We start from the raw sequence: 15,974 nt of genomic DNA, 5'->3' as shown, positions 1-15,974 counted from the left end.
GGCTCGTCCGCCGCCAGGGCGACGAACCGCGCCTCAGACCCGCTGGAGGATCGCGCCGGTGGCCAGCGCGCCGCCGGCGCAGATGGCGACCATCGCCGTCTCCTGGTCGCGCCGCTCAAGTTCGCCGATCGCCGCGGCGATCAGGCGGATGCCGGTCGCCCCGACCGGGTGACCGATCGCGATCGCGCCGCCGTTGACGTTGAGCCGGTCCTGATCGACGCCGTGGACCTGCGCGAACGACATGGGGACCGAGGCGAACGCCTCGTTGACCTCGAACAGGTCGATGTCGGCGATCTTCATGCCGGTGCGGGCGAGCAGCTTCTCCGCCGCCCTGACCGGGCCGTCGAGCAGGAACTCGGGCTCCGCCCCCACCAGGCACTGGGCCACGATGCGGGCGCGCGGGCGAATCCCGAGCTCACGGGCCCGCTCCTCGTCCATGAGCACGGCCGCGCTCGCGCCGTCGGAGATCTGCGAGGCGGTGCCCGCGGTGTGCAGGCCGCCGTCCAGGATCGGCTTGAGACCGGCCAGCGCCTCCATGCTGGTCTCGCGCAGCCCCTGGTCCTTCGCGACGGTCGTGGGTCCCGCGCCGCCGGAAGGGCCGCCGGACGGGCCGCCGGACAGGCCGGCGGGCACGGTCACCGGGATGATCTGCCCGTCGAACCTGCCCTCCGCCCACGCCCGCCCGGCGCGTTCCTGGGAGCGGAGCCCGAAGGCGTCGAGCCCCTCGCGGGACAAGCCCCTGCGGCGGGCGATCCGGTCGGCGGCCACGTACTGGGCGGGCATGTCGCGGTCCCAGGAGTCCGGCCTGGGCCTGCCCACGCCCTCGCCGATGTTGGCCCCGAGCGGCACCCGCGACATGACCTCGACGCCGCAGGCCAGGCCGGCCTCGATCACGCCCGCCGCGATCTGCGCGGCGATCAGGTGCACCGCCTGCTGGGCCGACCCGCACTGGCTGTCGATGGTGGTGACCCCGGTCTCCTCCGGCAGGCCCGCGTGCAGCCAGGCCGTACGGGTGACGCTGCCGGCCTGCTCCCCCGCCTGGGTGACGCAGCCGCCGACGACCTGCTCCACCAGGTGGGGGTCGAGGCCGAGGCGCTCCAGCGCCCCGCGTTGCGCCACGCCGAGCAACTCGGCCGCGTGCAGTCCGGAGAGCCATCCGCCCCGGCGCCCGAACGGCGTCCGCGCGGCATCGACGATGACCGGAGTTCCCATGCGCTCTCCCGTTCTCGTGTCGGTGTCGCCGTCATGGTGGCCCCCGCCCCGCGGCCGGCGGAGCGCGGTCCCGGTCAGCGGAACGGCTGCGACGGCGGCCGGCGGAGCCGGATGACGTCGCGGATTATCCAAAAAGCTCCCTGAAACCTCTTAAGTCACATGAGTCCGCCCGCTTTGCCGACATTTTGCGAACTTTCGTCTTAAGAGTCCGAATAACCATGGCACCCTGATTCGCATGTTCGCTCGGAAGCTTTCTCTTGGTGTCTCCATGGCCGCCTTTGCCCTGGTCACGGGGGTGGCGTCGCCGGCTCTCGCCTCTCCCGCCCTGGCCGCCCCCGGCCCGGCGCAGGCCCTTTCGACCCATGCGTACGCCGCGCCGCACGTGCACGGCCGGGCCGTCTATCTGTGGGACGCCACGACCGGGCAGGACCTGCTGGACAAGCGCGCCGGTGAGCGCATGCCGGTCGCCAGCCTGACCAAGATCATGACCGCGTACATCGTCCTGCGGGAGGCGAACCTCGACGACGAGGTGACGATCAAGCAGCAGGACGTCGAGTACGCCTGGGACAACGACGGCTCGACGGCCGACCTCGAGCCCGGCGACACCCTGCCCGTCCGCGAACTGCTGTACGCCCTGCTGCTCCCCTCGGGCGCGGACGCGGCCCACGCCCTGGCCCGCGTGTACGGCCCCGGCGTGCCCGGTTTCGTGGACAAGATGAACGCCACCGCACGCGAACTCGGATTGAACGACACCCTGTACGTCAACGCCGACGGGCTCCCGACATCCCGCGGCGACGGCTACTCCACGGCGCGCGACCAGGCCAGGCTCGCGGAGATCGCGCTGCGGAACCCGGTCTTCAAGAAGGTCACCTCGACCAGCGAGCACTCGACCGAGGACGGCCGGTACGACTGGTACAACACCAACCACATGCTCGGCCTGCCGGGCGCGATCGGCGTGAAGACGGGCTCCACGAACGCCGCCGGGTTCTGCCTGGCGTTCGCCGCCGACCGGGACGGCCACCGGCTGATCGGGATCATCCTCGGCGAGGACGTGGCCAGCCGCCGCTGGGACACCGCCGAGACGCTGCTCGACTGGGCGACCGACCGCTGAGTCCGCGTACGGCCCCGCGAAGGCTCGCAGACGAGGCGAGGCGCGTGCGCGCAATACCCGGGCGGGCCAGAAAACAGGGCCTTTCCGGATCGGTCAAACCCGGTTAGGTTCGCGATCAGTGTCCATCGGGGGCCTGACTGCTGGACCGTTCGGACCGTCATTGGACCCGAAGGAGAGCCCAATGCGCGCCTCGCTCGGCATGCGGGCCGCCGTCGCCACCGCGGCGTCCGCCCTCGTGCTTCCCCTCCTGCCGGCCGCGCCGGCGAACGCCGACCCCGACCCCGCCCAGATCGCGCAGACGGTGGTCGCGTCGGCGGTGAAGAAGCACCTGCGCACGCTGCAGGACATCGCGAACGCCAACGGCGGCACCCGCGCCGCCGGCACTCCCGGTTTCGCCGCCTCCCGCGACTACGTCGCCGGGGTGCTGAAGAAGGCCGGCTACACGGTGAGCCTGCAGGAGTTCGACTTCCCGTTCTTCCGGGAGAACTCCACCGCGGTCCTGCAGCGGACCGCGCCCTCCCCCAAGACGTACGCGCCCACCCCGCCGGACGGCAGCAGCGTCGGCGACTTCGCCACGATGACCTACTCGGGGTCGGGAGACGTCACCGGAGCCGTCCGGAACGTCGACCTCGTGCTGCCTCCGGGCCCCACGCCCAACACGTCGAGCTCCGGCTGCGAGGCCGCCGACTTCACCGGCTTCCCGGCGGGCGCCGTCGCGCTGGTGCAGCGCGGCACCTGCACGTTCCAGGTGAAGGCCGAGAACGCGCAGGCCGCGGGCGCGTCCGCGGTGATCATCATGAACGAGGGCCAGCCCGGGCGCACCGACACCCTGCAGGGCACGCTGGGCGAGCCCACCGTGCACATCCCCGCCGTGGGCGTGAGCTTCGCGGTCGGCCAGGAACTGTCCACCGCCGGGACGTCCGTGCGGGTGAAGACCGACACCATCAGCGAGATCCGCACGACCCACAACGTGATCGCCGACTCGCGGTGGGGCGACCCGAACAAGGTGGTGCAGCTCGGGGCACACCTGGACAGCGTGCCGGCGGGGCCGGGCATCAACGACAACGGCTCCGGCAGCGCGGCGATCCTGGAGGTCGCCACCGCGTTCGGCAGGATCCCGACCAGGAACAAGCTGCGTTTCTCCTTCTGGAGCGCGGAGGAGCTGGGCCTGCTCGGCTCCGAGCACTACGTCGCGAGCCTGTCCCCCGCCGACCTGGCGAAGATCAAGCTGTACCTGAACTTCGACATGGTCGCCTCCCCGAACTACGCCCTGAAGATCTACGACGGCGACGACTCCGACGCCACCGGCGCAGGACCCGGCCCCGAGGGCTCCGACGAGATCGAGAAGCTCTTCGAGAAGTACTTCGACACGCTCCGTCAGGGCCACAACGGCACCGACTTCGACGGACGGTCGGACTACGGGCCGTTCGTCGACGCCGGGATTCCGTCCGGCGGGACGTTCACCGGCGCCGAGGGCGTCAAGACACCCGAGGAGCAGGCGATGTTCGGCGGCACCGCCGGCCAGGCGTACGACTCCTGCTACCACCAGGCGTGCGACACCATCGCCAACATCAGCGACAGGGCGCTCGCGCTGAACACCGGCGCGATCGCCACCGCCGCGGCCGTCTACGCCTTCAGCCGCGACCTGCCCGGTCCGGACGTCCGCGGCACCACCGCGGCCGCCGCGCGCACCACCGCGGCCGGCGCCGGGTCCGCCGCGGCCCATGTGGGCGAGGCGCACGGCGCGCCCGCTCGGTGATCCCGCGCTGATCGGCATGCGGTAGCCGTACGCGAGCCCCGCCGGAGGACGTCCGGCGGGGCCCGCCTCCGGGGGCGTCAGGCCGTGAAGTTCACATCGCTGCACAGGAAGTACGCCTGGTCCATGTGCGAGGCCTGCCAGATCGTGAAGACGACGGCCCGGCCGGTGCGCCCGGACGTGCTGACGTTGATCGAGTAGTTCTGGCTGGGGCCGTACCGCCCGGTCTTGGTCAGCAGCTGCAGGTCGTTCCACGTCAGGGCCTGCCGGGTCGGGTCGAAGCCCGGCCGTGTGACGTAGACCAGGAAGTAGTCGGCGCCGTGGCTCGCCTGATCGTAAAGCTTGACGGTGAAGCTGTTGCGGATGTTCGTCGTCTTCCACGCGCCGACCGCGTCGAGCGAGTTGTAGCGGCCGCTTTCCGCGTGGCCGCCGCTGCACAGCTGGCCGTTCGGGATGGCGGCCTGGAAGTTGCCGCCGAGGCCGTTGCGGTAGAGGCCGTTCCAGTTCCACATGGCGTTCGGGTCGGCCTGCCACGCCTGCCAGCACATCGGGTCCTGCTGGGCCATGGCCGGGTTCTGGAAGTCGCTGCCCCAGCGCTGCCAGCAGCCGTAGTTGCGGGAGGCCGGGTCGACGACCGAGCCGTGGGCGAAGGCCGCGCCCGCCCAGGTGGTCAGGCAGGCCGCGGACGCGGACAGCAGGGCCGTGAGGCGAAACGCCCAGCGGCGGACGCGGGGACGTGAGTGGGTGTGCACTGTTGGGTCTCCATCTTCCGGTGGGGGGTTCCGGGCCAGATGGGGAGCGCTCCCGAAGGTTGCTGCGATCGTAGCTGACATGCGGGCGTCGGCAACCCTGACATGTCGAGTCGGAACTCCGGTGCGGGCCGGCCCGTCCCGGCGCGGCTCCCGGAGCGTCGGTCCCGACCTGGTCGTTCTTCCGGCGCGAGGGCCGCCGGTCGGCACCCCCGATGTCGTGTATTTTTCAGGCGCTCGCTTTCACATCCGGCCCTGCGTGGCCTGCTGCCCCTGCTCCGACTTGGCCAGGAACGGCGAGCGGCCGAGGATGACGATGCCCACCACGAGCGCCACCAGGCCGCCGACCTCCCCCGCGAGAGCCGGGGGATCGACACGCAGACGCTCGCCGAAGATCGCGACTCCCAGGACGATGCCGACGATCGGCTCGGTCGCGGTGGTGGCGGGCAGCGAGATCCGCAGCGGCGCGGCGTCGAAGGCGCTCTGGTTGAGCAGGATGCCGGTCCCCGCGATCACGGGCAGCAGATAGGGCTCCCAGGAGGTGAACAGTGCCGCCGGCCCCTGCGCCAGGGTCAGCAGGGACCCGCGGGTCAGCGCGTCCTGGAGGCCGTACAACGCTCCCGCGGCCGCGGCGAGCAGCATCGCCTTGGTCTGCAGGGGCGCCCGCAGCGCCACGGCGACCATGCCCGCGGCCACTCCCGACACGACCAGCACGGCGATCCACACCGCGGAGCCCGACGCCGGCATCCCTCCGCCCTCCGGGCGGCCGGCCAGGAGGAAGGCGGCCACGCCGCCGCTGACCAGCACCGCGCCCAGCCACTCCGCCGCGCCCAGACGCTCCTTGTAGAACACGGCCGCCGCGGCGAGGGCGAAGATGAGGTTGGTCGCCAGAAGCGGCTCCACGGTGGCCACGTCGGCACGCCGCAGGGTCAGAGCCCCGAGGACCTGCCCGCCGACCATCGTGGCGATCCCGGCCAGCCACACCGGCTTGCGCGCCAGGTCGAGCAGCAGGCGCACGTGCAGCATCTCGCCCAGCGGCTCGGTGTACGCGACGTGCTGCTGCGCGACCCAGCCCAGACCGAGGAGGGCCGCGGCCGCCAGGCCGAGAACCACCGTGACGATCACGGCGGCACGCCGCCCACCGGAGCCCTCGGCATCATGATCGGTCACTCCCCTCGGCGGCCGGGTCTCCCATGTCTCCGCCATCCCCCGCGACGGCGGCCTCATGTCCGGTGCTATGGTTTTGGGCAATCGTCCAAGTCGATCGCCCAAGGCGTCTGACCAAGGCGGTCGTACGAGAACCGAACGGAGCATGTGGGGAGATGGCGGAGGCGTCCGCGGACCGGGGCAGGACCACACGGCAACGGCTGCTCGGCGCGGCGGCGGCCCTGATCGCCGAGGCGGGCTGGAGCGGCGTCAGCACGCGGATGGTGGCCGAGCGGGCCGGGGTCGCCCCCGGAGTCGTGCACTACCACTTCGCGTCGCTGCCCGACCTGCTGATCGCGGCCTCGACCGGGGTCGCGCGCGCGATGCTGGAGGAGCTGACCGGGCGGCTCGGGGAGCAGCCCGACCCCGAGACCGGCGTCGAGTGGCTGCTGGGCGAGCTGTCCCGCTACACGGGAACCGACCCCGCCTCGCTGCTGATCGTCGAGATGTACCTGGCGGCCGCCCGGCTGCCCGATCTGCGCGACCTGCTACAGGAGATCGTCGCCGACTCTCGCGACCGCGTCGCCGCGTGGCTGCGCGAGCGCGGGAGCTACTCCGGCCGCCCCGGCGACGCCGAGGCGGCCGCCGCGGTCCTCGTCGCGGCGGTGGACGGCCTGGTGCTGCAGCGCGGGCTCGACCCCTGTCTCGACCTCACCGCTCTGGCCGGGCCGCTGCGGGCGATGGTGCGTAGGGACGGACACGAGGAGGGTGGAGGAACATGAGAGCGATCGTCTGCGGCGCCGGGATAGCCGGGACGGCCCTGGCCTGGCACCTGGAACGCGCCGGCTGGCAGGTCGAACTGGTCGAGCGCGCCCCGGCGTTCCGCGCGGTCGGATACATGATCGACTTCTACGGCCCCGGGCTGGAGGCGGCCGGGCGGATGGGGCTGCGCCCCCGGCTGGAGGAGGTCCGCCACCCCGTCCACGAGATCGGCTACGTCGACGGCTCCGGACGGCAGACCAGCCGCCTCGCCGTCACGGCGGGATTCGCCGAGGTGGTCAGCCTGCTGCGGGGCGACCTCGCCCGCGTGCTCGCCGAGCAGGTGCGCGCACCGGTCCGGTACGGCACGACGATCGCGGCCGTCAGGCAGGACGACGGGGGCGTCGAGGTCGAGCTGACCGACGGCACCCGGCACCAGGCCGACCTGCTGGTCGGCGCCGACGGCGTGCACTCACGGGTCAGGGAGCTGGTCTTCGGCCCCGAGGAGCGCTTCGTCCGCTATCTCGGCCATCACGTGGCCGCGTACGTGGTCGAGGACGAGGACCTCAGCCGGCGGATCGGTCCGCGCTACCGCATGCTGACCGTGCCGCATCTCATGGCCGGGGCCTACGCGGTGGGCGGCAATCGGCTCGCCCTGCTGTTCCTGCGCCACGAGCCCGACCCCGCCGTCCCCGCCGATCCGGCCGCCTCGCTGCGCCGGCACTTCGGGCGCCTCGGCTGGATCCTGCCCGAGGTGCTCGGCAGGTGCCCGCAGCCGCCGGAGCTGTACTACGACCAGGTGACGCAGGTCGAGGCGCCCCTCTGGAGCAGCGGCCGCGTGGTCCTGCTCGGCGACGCCTGCCAGGCGGTCTCCCTGTTCGCCGGGCACGGCGCGTCCCTCGCGGTGGCCGCGGCGTGGGTGCTCGCCGGCGAGCTGCGCGCGGCCTCCTCAGGCGACCCGTCCCCCGCCCTCGACCGGTACGCGGCGCGCATGCGGCCGGTCGTCGCCGACGTCCAGTCCTTCGGCCGCCGCTTCCTCCCCTGGATGGCTCCGTCCAGCCGCCTGCGCATCACGGCCCGCGACTGGCTGCTCCGGCTGGCCTCCCTCCCCGGAGCCGACCGGCTCTTCATGAACAATCTCAGCCCCGGCGGCCACCGCCTCATCAGCTGACGGATCGCGGGGTGACGTACCGGTAACGGATTTTTATTCCGGATGCCGTGGTCTGGTAATCGGGGCGGATTGAAGTGGCCGTCATGCAATCGGCGGCAGAAACCTGCATACCGCGGATCGCCGGAGTCCACTACCCGGTCGCGGTCGTCGGCGGCGGCCAGGCAGGGCTGTCGGTCAGCCACTGCCTGGGCCGGCGCGGCATCGAGCATGTCGTCATCGAAGCGCGGCGGATCGGCCACGAGTGGCGCGAGCGCCGCTGGGACTCCTTCTGTCTGGTCACCCCCAACTGGCAGTGCGACCTGCCGGGCTTCCCCTACCGCGGGCCCGACCCCGACGGTTTCATGGTCCGCGAGGAGATCGTCCGCTATCTGGAGGACTACGCCGCCTCCTTCGGGCCCCCGCTCGCCGAGGGCGTGCGCGTCACCCGCTTACGGAGGGCCGCGAGCGGGACGTTCGCGCTCTCGACCACCGCCGGGGACCTCACCGCCGACCAGGTCGTGGTGGCCACCGGCCCCTATCACGCGGCCGCCGTCCCCCGGCCGGCCGAGCGGCTGCCCGCGGGGATCACGCAGATCCACTCCTCGCGGTACCGCCGTCCCGCCCAGCTTCCCGAGGGCGAGGTCCTCGTGATCGGCACCGGGCAGTCGGGCTGCCAGATCGCCGAGGACCTGCATCTGGCCGGCCGCCGGGTCCACCTCGCCGTCGGGAGCGCGCCCCGGGTCGCCCGCTTCTACCGGGGCAGGGACTGCGTGGCGTGGCTGCACGACATGGGCCACTACGCCAGGAGCATCGACGAGTTCGACGACGCGGACGCCGTACGCCTGCGGGCCAACCACTACGTCACCGGGCGCGACGGCGGGCGCGACATCGACCTGCGGGCCTTCGCCCGCGACGGGATGCGCCTGTACGGCCGGCTGACCGGCGTGACCGGCACGACGCTGGAGTTCGCCGCCGACCTGAAGGACAACCTCGACCGGGCCGACGCGGTGGCCGAGGGGATCAAGGACGCCATCGACGCGTACATCGCCGCGCGCGGCATCGACGCCCCCGGCGAGCCCCGCTACGTGCCGGTGTGGGAACCGGGCGAGCCGGTACGCGCCCTCGACCTGGCCTCGGCCGGGATCACCTCGGTCATATGGGCGACCGGGTTCACCCGCGACCACCGCTGGATCGAGATCCCCGCCTTCGACGGCCGGGGCTATCCGATGCACTGGCGCGGCGTGACGAACTGTCCTGGGCTCTACTTCCTCGGGCTGCCCTGGCAGCACACCTGGGGCTCCGGCCGGTTCGAGGCGGTGGGCCGGGACGCCGAGTTCCTCGCCGGCCACATCGAGGCGTCCCGGCGGCTGGCCGACGTCTGCGGCGCGCTCACCGGCGCGCCCGCCGAGCTCTCACCCGCGCTGCCGGTCGGGTGAGTCCCATGGTCCACGACATGACCCGCGGCATGGTCTTCGACGCCCACCGGCACATCGGCGTGCTGCCCGCCCATCCCTTCTACGGCGGCCCCGCGGTGAGCCCCGACGTCACCGCGCGGGCCACGGTCAAGCAGCTGATCGCCGACCTCGACGCGGAGGGCACGGAACGCGCGCTGGTGCTGCCCAACTACGGCGTGCCCGACCCGGCGGTCGCCTTCGCCCTCAACGACCTCGTCCTGGAGGCGGCGCAGGCCGACGACCGGATCCGCGCCGGGCTGTGGGTCTCGCCGCTGCCCCGCGACGCGGAACGCACCGCCGGCGCCCTCGCCCTGGCGGGAGAGCGGGGCGTCCGGGCGCTCAAGCTCAGCTTCCTGCTCGGCGGGCGGCCCACCGACCCCGCCTGCCGTCCCGGCCTCGACCGGATCTTCGTGGCGGCCGAGCGCCACGGCCTGGTCGTCCACGTCCACACCTCACCCGGCGCCGCCTCGGACGTCGACGAGGTCGGGCACCTGGTCGAGTGGTACGCCGACCGCGTGCCGGTGCACCTCGTGCACTTCGGCGGCGGGATGAGCGGCCACATCAAGCTCGCCGGCTCCCGGTTCTTCGACTGGATCGCGGCCGGCAAACGCGTCTACACCGACCTGTCCTGGGCCATCGGCTTCGCGCCCTACTGGCTGGCCCGGGAGATCGAGCGGCGCGGCCTCGGGCACGACCGCGTGCTGTTCGCCAGCGACCAGCCGTGGGGCGACTTCGCGGGCGAGCACGCCCGGATGCGCGCCGCGGCCGGGGACGGGGAGCTGGGCGCGCTCGTCTTCCGCGGCACCTTCGCCTCCCTCTACGACTGACCCCCACTCGCCCCCCTGCAGCCAAAGGAGAGACACCATGTCCGTCGACATGACCGACCTCGAGAAGAAGAGCATCGAGGAGATCCCCCACCCGTCCCTGCCCGAGGGCTCCAGCATCTACGGCACGACCAAGGTCTTCCCCGACTACAAGGCCGAGAACGGCGAGTCGTACTTCACGCTCGTCCACGGCATCGCGCACGAGTCGTCGGTCAGTTTCGTGGCCGTGCTGCAGGCCACCCGGGCGCTGCGCAAGGGCTTCGAGACCGCCATCTACTTCTACGGCCCGGGATCGCTGAACTGCCTGGCCACCCGCGGCTTCCCGACGACCGGCAACTCGGCGTTCCCGGGCGAGCACAACATCAACAACCAGCTCAAGACGTTCATCGCCGAGGGCGGGAAGGTCTACTGCTGCCGGTTCGGCCTGTCCCTGCACGGCGCCCGCGAGGAGGACCTCATCGAGGGCGTGATCCCGACCCACCCGCTGGACGTGCAGGACGCGCTGATCCACTACGCCCGCAAGGGCGCCATCATCAACTCCACCTACCAGCTGTAGTGCCGTGACCGTCGATCTGCGGATCCTGACCCGCGCCGAGCTGGCCCTGCGCGGCGTGGCCTTCGACACGCCCGTACGGCGGCCGGACGGCGCGGGGCCCAGCGGCGACGGCCACGTCCTCGTCGACGGCGCCGGCGCGGCGCTGCCCATCGATCCCGGCAGCCCCTACACGGTTCGCGACGGCACGGTCTGGCTCGGCGAGCAGGACACCGGCGTCTCCCTGGTGCCCGTGCGGCGGCCGAGCTTCTACGACCTGACCACCGCCGATGGCGTGCCGTACCAGAAGATCGCCCGGCTGCACGGCGCGGACGTGCTCGCCACGACCGTCGTGCAGACGTGCGTCCGGTACGGCGAGGCCGACCGCTGCCGTTTCTGCACCATCGAGGAGTCGCTGCGGTCGGGCGCGACGGTCGCCGCGAAGACGCCCGCCCAGCTCGCTGAGGTGGCGGAGGCGGCGGTGCGGCTCGACGGCGTGCGGCAGATGGTGATGACCACCGGCACGACCACCGGGCCCGATCGCGGCGCGCGCACTCTGGCGCGGTGCGTGCGCGCTGTGCTGGACGCCGTGCCGCACCTGCCGATCCAGGTGCAGTGCGAGCCGCCGGGCGACCTGGCCTGGATCGGCGCGCTGCGCGAGGCGGGGGCCACCGCGATCGGCATCCATGTGGAGTCGCTGGACGAGGAGGTCCGGCGGCGCTGGATGCCGGGCAAGTCGTCGGTGCCGCTCGCCGAGTACGAGGCCGCCTGGGACGAGGCGGTCCGGGTGTTCGGACGCAACCGCGTCTCGACGTACCTGCTGGTGGGGCTGGGTGAGGACCCCGACGAGCTGATCGCGGGCGCGGGGCGCCTCATCCGGCGCGGTGTCTATCCCTTCGTGGTCCCGTTCCGCCCGATGCGGGGCACGCTCGCGGCCCGCGACGGGATCGGCGCCCCGGACGCGGGCCTGCTGACGTACGTCACCGAGGGCGTGGCGGTGCTGCTGCGCGCGGCCGGCATGCGGGGCGCGGACCAGGGAGCGGGCTGCGCCGCCTGCGGGGCGTGCGGCGTGCTGAGCGCGGCGGGCGGGTGAGGGCCGATGCACCTCGACGGCGACACGGCGCCCGACATCCTCGCGCTGCTCGGTGACCGCAGCACGCTGGCGCGCCGCCCGGCTCTCCGGATCGAGCAGGCGGCCGACGCCGCGACCCTCCGGGCCTACCGGCGGCTGCGGCACGAGGCGTTCGTCCGGGAGCAGGGGTTGTTCGAGAAGCACGACCTCGACGACAGGGACGACGATCCCCGCACGGTCACGCTGGTGGCCAGGGACGCGGCGGGCACGGTCGTCGGCGGCGTGCGGCTCGGACCGGCCTGCGACGGCCCCGACATCGGCTGGTGGACGGGCGGGCGCCTGGTCTCCGCGCGTGGTTCCGGGGGCGTGGGCGCGGCCCTGGTGCGGGCCGCGTGCGCCCGCGCCGAGGCGGAGGGCGTGCTGCGGTTCGAGGCGACCGTGCAGGTCAGGGCCGAGACGTTCTTCCGCCGCCTGGGCTGGACCCGCGTGCGGCCGGTGACGGTCGCGGACGCGCCGCACGTGCTGATGCGTCACCCGATCGGCCGGGTCGCGGCCCACGCCGCGGCGGCCAAGTCGGCGCTCGGGCCGCTGCTCGCCGCCCTCGCCGGGCAGGCCCCGCACGCCCTCGGCGGCCCGGGTTTCGTCGGCGACGACGGAGCGCCGGTGCCCGGTGGCGACCTCGTCGCCGCCTGCGACGCGATCGTGCCGTCCATGGTCGAACGCGACCCGGAGTGGGCCGGCTGGTGCTCGGTCCTGGTCAACCTCAACGACCTGGCCGCGATGGGCGCCGCCCCGGCGGGGCTGCTCGACGCGCTCGCCGCGCCCGACACCGCGCACGCCGCCCGGGTGCTGGACGGCCTTGCCCGGGCGGCCCGCGCGTACGGGGTGCCGGTGCTCGGCGGGCACACACAACTCGGGGTGCCGGCCGCGCTGTCGGTGACGGCGCTGGGCCGCGCCGCGCGTCCCGTGCCCGGCGGCGGCGGACGTCCCGGCCACGCCGTGCGCCTCACGGCGGACCTCGGCGGCGGCTGGCGGGCCGGCTACCGGGGCCGCCAGTGGGACTCGACCACCTCCCGGCGTACGGACGAGCTGCGGGCGATGCTCGGCGCGGTCGCGGCCGGCCGCCCCGCCGCCGCCAAGGACGTGTCGATGGCGGGGATCGCCGGCACGCTCGGCATGCTGGCCGAGGCGAGCGGCTGCGCGGCCGTGCTGGACGTGGCCGCGGTGCCGCGTCCGGCCGCCGCCTCCGTGGGCGACTGGCTCACCTGCTTTCCCGGCTTCGCGATGCTCACGGCGGACGAGCCGGGGGCACCCGCGCCCGCGGCGGGGCCGGCCGCCTCCGCGGTGTGCGGGGAGTTGACCACCGGCAGCGGCGTCTCGCTGCGCTGGCCCGACGGACAGGTCACGGAGGCCGTCGGCGGCCCGGTGACCGGATTGGGGACCGCGTGAGCGCCCTGCGCATGGCGGCGGTGTCCGCTGCATTCGGCCGCGACCTCGACGAGGACTTCGCGATCGTCGAACGCCTCGTCAAGGAGGCCCGCAACGCGAACGTGCGGCTCCTCGCGCTGCCCGAGGCGTGCCTCGGCGGCTACCTGCTCAGCCTCGACGGCGACGCCGCGGACGCCGGGCCGCCCCCGCTCGCCGTGGACGGCCCCGAGATCCGGCGGCTGGCCGCGCTGGCCGGCGACATGGTCGTGGTCGCGGGCTACTGCGAGGACGGCGGCGACGCCCGCTACAACAGCGTGGTGTGCGTCAGCGGCGACGGCGTGCTGGGCAACCACCGCAAGGTGCACCAGCCGCTCGGCGAGAACGCCAGCTACGCCTCGGGCGACGGCTTCCGCGCCTTCGACACGTCCGTCGGCAGGATCGGCATGATGATCTGCTACGACAAGGCGTTTCCCGAGTCCGCCCGCGCGCTGGCCCTCGACGGCGCGCAGATCGGGGTGTGCGTGTCGGCCTGGCCGGGCTCGCGGACGAACGCGGCGCGTGACCTGGAGCGTGACCGCTGGAAGCGCCGCTTCGACCTGTTCGACCGGGCGCGGGCGCTGGAGAACCAGATCGTGTGGCTGTCGGCCAACCAGGCGGGCACGTTCGGGTCGCTGCGCTTCGTCGGCAGCGCGAAGGTCGTGGATCCCGGCGGCGAGATCGTCGCGGCGACGGGCGTCGGGCCGGGCATGGCGGTCGCCGAGATCGACGTGCCGGGGGCGCTGGAGGCCGCGCGCCGGTCGATGGGCCACCTGCGCGACCGCCGGCCGGAGACGTACGGAACGGCGGGGCACGCGGCGTGACCGTTCTGCGGATCGCCGCGGCGGCCGCCCGCTTCGGCCGCGACCTCGCCTTCGACCTGGCCCGCATCGCCAAACTGATCGACGACGCCCGCGCCGCGGGCGCCCGGCTGCTCGTGCTGCCCGACGCCGCGCTCGGCGGCTACCTCGCCGACCTGCGCAGGCCGGACCCCGACACGCTGCCACCCGCGCTGAAGCCGGACGACCCGTTGATCGCGCGGGTGGCGGCGCTGGCCGCCGAGATGGTGGTGTGCGTCGGATTCTGCGAGGACGGCGGCGACGTCCGCTACAACGCGGCCGTGTGCGTCAGCGGCGACGGGGTGCTCGGCCTGCACCGCAAGGTGCACCTGCCCGCGGGCGAGACCGCGGCCTACGGCCCGGGTGACCGCTTCGACGCCTTCGACACCCCGGCCGGGCGGATCGGCATGCTGATCGACTACGACAAGACCTTCCCCGAGTCGGCCCGCAGCCTCGCGCTCGACGGCGCGCAGATCCTGGCCTGTCTGTCGGCCTGGCCCACCAGCGTCACCAACCGCGCGCCGCGGATGGCCCAGGACCGGCAGTCCCGACTGTTCGACCTGTACGACCAGGCGCGGGCCGCCGAGAACCAGGTCGTGCTCGCCTCCTCCAACCAGACCGGGGTGATGGGCGGCATGCGGTTCCTGGGGCAGGCCAAGGTCGTCGGGCCGGGGGGCGACGTGCTCGCCCGCACCTGGTCGAAGGCCGGGCTGGCCGTGGCCGAGCTCGACGTCGCCGCCGAGATCGACCGCGCCCGGCGGATCCTCCATCACCTCGGCGAGCGCAGGGCCGACGTCTACCGGGAGGCGCGCGGGTGAGAATCGCGCTGCTGAGCTACTCGACCAGGCCCCGCGGCGGGGTCGTGCACACCCTCGCCCTCGCCGAGGCGCTCGCGGCGGCGGGACAGCACGTGACGGTGTGGACGCTCGGCCGGGGCGGCGACTCGGGGTTCTTCCGCCCGGTCGATCCGGCCGTGCGGCTGCGCGTCGTGCCGTTCTCCGACATCCCCGCAGAGGGCGTCGGCCCGCGGGTGCTGCGGTCGATCGCGGTGCTGCGCCGGGCGTTCGCCCCGGAGGCGGCCTCGTACGACGTCGTCCACGCCCAGGACTGCATCAGCGCCAACGCGGCGGGCCGGTGCGTGCGCACCGTCCACCACGTGGACCACTTCACCACGCCCGAGCTGACCGCCTGTCACGAGCGCGCCATCGTCACGCCGTACGCGCACGTCTGCGTGTCGCAGGCGGTGGCCGCCGAGCTCGCGGCCGGGTGGGGCATCACGGCGACGGTGATTCCGAACGGCGTCGCCTACGAGCGCTTCGCGTCCGCCGATCCGGTCGCCGCCCACATGTGGCGCACGCAGCTCGGGACGTACGTGCTGACGGTCGGCGGCATCGAGCCGCGCAAGGGCTCGCTCGACCTGCTGGAGGCGTACGCGCTGCTGCGGGAGGCGCGCCCGGACGTCCGGCTGGTGATCGCCGGAGGCGAGACGCTCTTCGACTACCGCGACTACCGCGCGCGGTGGGAGGCCCGGGCGGCGGAGCTGGGCGCCGAGCCGCTGGTCCTCGGGCCGGTCGCCGACGCGGACCTGCCGGCGCTCGTGGCGGGCGCCGCCGCCTTCGCCTTCCCGTCGGTGAAGGAGGGCTTCGGCCTCGCCGCGATGGAGGCCCTAGCCGCGGGCGTCCCTCTGGTGATGCGCGATCTGCCGGTCCTGCGTGAGGTCTTCGGCTCCGCCGCGCGCTTCGCCGTCAGCCCCGCCGGGCTCGCCGCCGAGCTCGCCGACGCCCTCGCCTCCGCCGATCCCGGCAGGCGTACGGCGGGCCGGGCTGTCGCCGCCCGGCACACCTGGCGGGCCGCCGCCGAACGCCACGTCGCCCTGTACGAGTCGCTCGCGTCGTAGGCTCGGACC

15 protein-coding genes are annotated in these 15,974 nt (G+C 73.6%); 12 read left to right on the top strand and 3 right to left on the bottom strand.

Annotation, left to right across the window (positions count from 1 at the left end; translation table 11 throughout):
* Nucleotides 1-33: 33 nt before the first annotated feature.
* A complete protein-coding gene (locus ABZ860_RS23175; protein WP_357223483.1) occupies nt 34-1,212 on the bottom strand; it encodes a steroid 3-ketoacyl-CoA thiolase in 1,179 nt (392 codons plus the stop codon).
* 268 nt (nt 1,213-1,480) lie between these two features.
* Here ABZ860_RS23175 and ABZ860_RS23170 point away from each other — a divergent pair, with 268 nt between their 5' ends.
* A complete protein-coding gene (locus ABZ860_RS23170) occupies nt 1,481-2,323 on the top strand; it encodes a D-alanyl-D-alanine carboxypeptidase family protein (RefSeq protein WP_357223480.1) in 843 nt (280 codons plus the stop codon).
* A gap of 181 nt (nt 2,324-2,504) precedes the next feature.
* Complete coding sequence (locus ABZ860_RS23165) at nt 2,505-4,082, top strand: M28 family metallopeptidase (protein ID WP_357223477.1); 1,578 nt, start codon at nt 2,505-2,507, stop codon at nt 4,080-4,082.
* Between the two features lie 77 nt (nt 4,083-4,159).
* Here ABZ860_RS23165 and ABZ860_RS23160 read toward each other — a convergent pair whose 3' ends face one another.
* On the bottom strand, nt 4,160-4,777 hold the full coding sequence (locus ABZ860_RS23160; RefSeq protein ID WP_357223565.1) for a lytic polysaccharide monooxygenase: 618 nt from the start codon (nt 4,775-4,777) through the stop codon (nt 4,160-4,162).
* 294 nt (nt 4,778-5,071) lie between these two features.
* Nucleotides 5,072-5,998, bottom strand: coding sequence for a DMT family transporter (locus tag ABZ860_RS23155; RefSeq protein WP_357223474.1), 927 nt, complete (start codon nt 5,996-5,998; stop codon nt 5,072-5,074).
* A gap of 152 nt (nt 5,999-6,150) precedes the next feature.
* Between ABZ860_RS23155 and ABZ860_RS23150 the strand changes: the two genes are divergently transcribed.
* The 10 genes from ABZ860_RS23150 to ABZ860_RS23105 all read left to right on the top strand — a co-directional run bounded on the left by ABZ860_RS23150 (nt 6,151) and on the right by ABZ860_RS23105 (nt 15,965).
* Complete coding sequence (locus ABZ860_RS23150) at nt 6,151-6,756, top strand: TetR/AcrR family transcriptional regulator (protein ID WP_357223472.1); 606 nt, start codon at nt 6,151-6,153, stop codon at nt 6,754-6,756.
* On the top strand, nt 6,753-7,904 hold the full coding sequence (locus tag ABZ860_RS23145) for an FAD-dependent oxidoreductase (RefSeq protein WP_357223469.1): 1,152 nt from the start codon (nt 6,753-6,755) through the stop codon (nt 7,902-7,904). The genes ABZ860_RS23150 and ABZ860_RS23145 overlap by 4 nt, the downstream gene beginning before the upstream one ends.
* A gap of 83 nt (nt 7,905-7,987) precedes the next feature.
* Complete coding sequence (locus ABZ860_RS23140; RefSeq protein WP_357223467.1) at nt 7,988-9,319, top strand: MSMEG_0569 family flavin-dependent oxidoreductase; 1,332 nt, start codon at nt 7,988-7,990, stop codon at nt 9,317-9,319.
* A gap of 17 nt (nt 9,320-9,336) precedes the next feature.
* Nucleotides 9,337-10,164, top strand: a complete 828-nt coding sequence (locus ABZ860_RS23135; RefSeq protein ID WP_357223464.1) for an amidohydrolase family protein — start codon at nt 9,337-9,339, stop codon at nt 10,162-10,164.
* Between the two features lie 37 nt (nt 10,165-10,201).
* Entirely contained in the window at nt 10,202-10,717 is a 516-nt protein-coding gene (locus ABZ860_RS23130) for an MSMEG_0572/Sll0783 family nitrogen starvation response protein (RefSeq protein ID WP_142562294.1), read from the top strand.
* Between the two features lie 4 nt (nt 10,718-10,721).
* Nucleotides 10,722-11,786, top strand: coding sequence for an MSMEG_0568 family radical SAM protein (locus tag ABZ860_RS23125; RefSeq protein WP_357223461.1), 1,065 nt, complete (start codon nt 10,722-10,724; stop codon nt 11,784-11,786).
* 6 nt (nt 11,787-11,792) lie between these two features.
* Entirely contained in the window at nt 11,793-13,214 is a 1,422-nt protein-coding gene (locus tag ABZ860_RS23120; protein WP_357223458.1) for an MSMEG_0567/sll0787 family protein, read from the top strand.
* Nucleotides 13,211-14,053 carry a carbon-nitrogen hydrolase family protein gene (locus ABZ860_RS23115; RefSeq protein WP_357223456.1) on the top strand — a complete coding sequence of 281 codons (843 nt, stop codon included), beginning with the start codon at nt 13,211-13,213 and terminating at the stop codon, nt 14,051-14,053. Before ABZ860_RS23120 ends, ABZ860_RS23115 begins: the two co-directional genes overlap by 4 nt.
* Entirely contained in the window at nt 14,050-14,886 is an 837-nt protein-coding gene (locus ABZ860_RS23110) for a carbon-nitrogen hydrolase family protein (protein WP_357223453.1), read from the top strand. Before ABZ860_RS23115 ends, ABZ860_RS23110 begins: the two co-directional genes overlap by 4 nt.
* On the top strand, nt 14,883-15,965 hold the full coding sequence (locus ABZ860_RS23105) for an MSMEG_0565 family glycosyltransferase (RefSeq protein ID WP_357223451.1): 1,083 nt from the start codon (nt 14,883-14,885) through the stop codon (nt 15,963-15,965). Before ABZ860_RS23110 ends, ABZ860_RS23105 begins: the two co-directional genes overlap by 4 nt.
* Nucleotides 15,966-15,974 lie beyond the last annotated feature (9 nt).

The organism is Microbispora sp. NPDC046973 (genome assembly GCF_040644495.1).
Classification (GTDB): domain Bacteria; phylum Actinomycetota; class Actinomycetes; order Streptosporangiales; family Streptosporangiaceae; genus Microbispora.
This window is presented reverse-complemented; position numbering and strand designations above follow the sequence as displayed.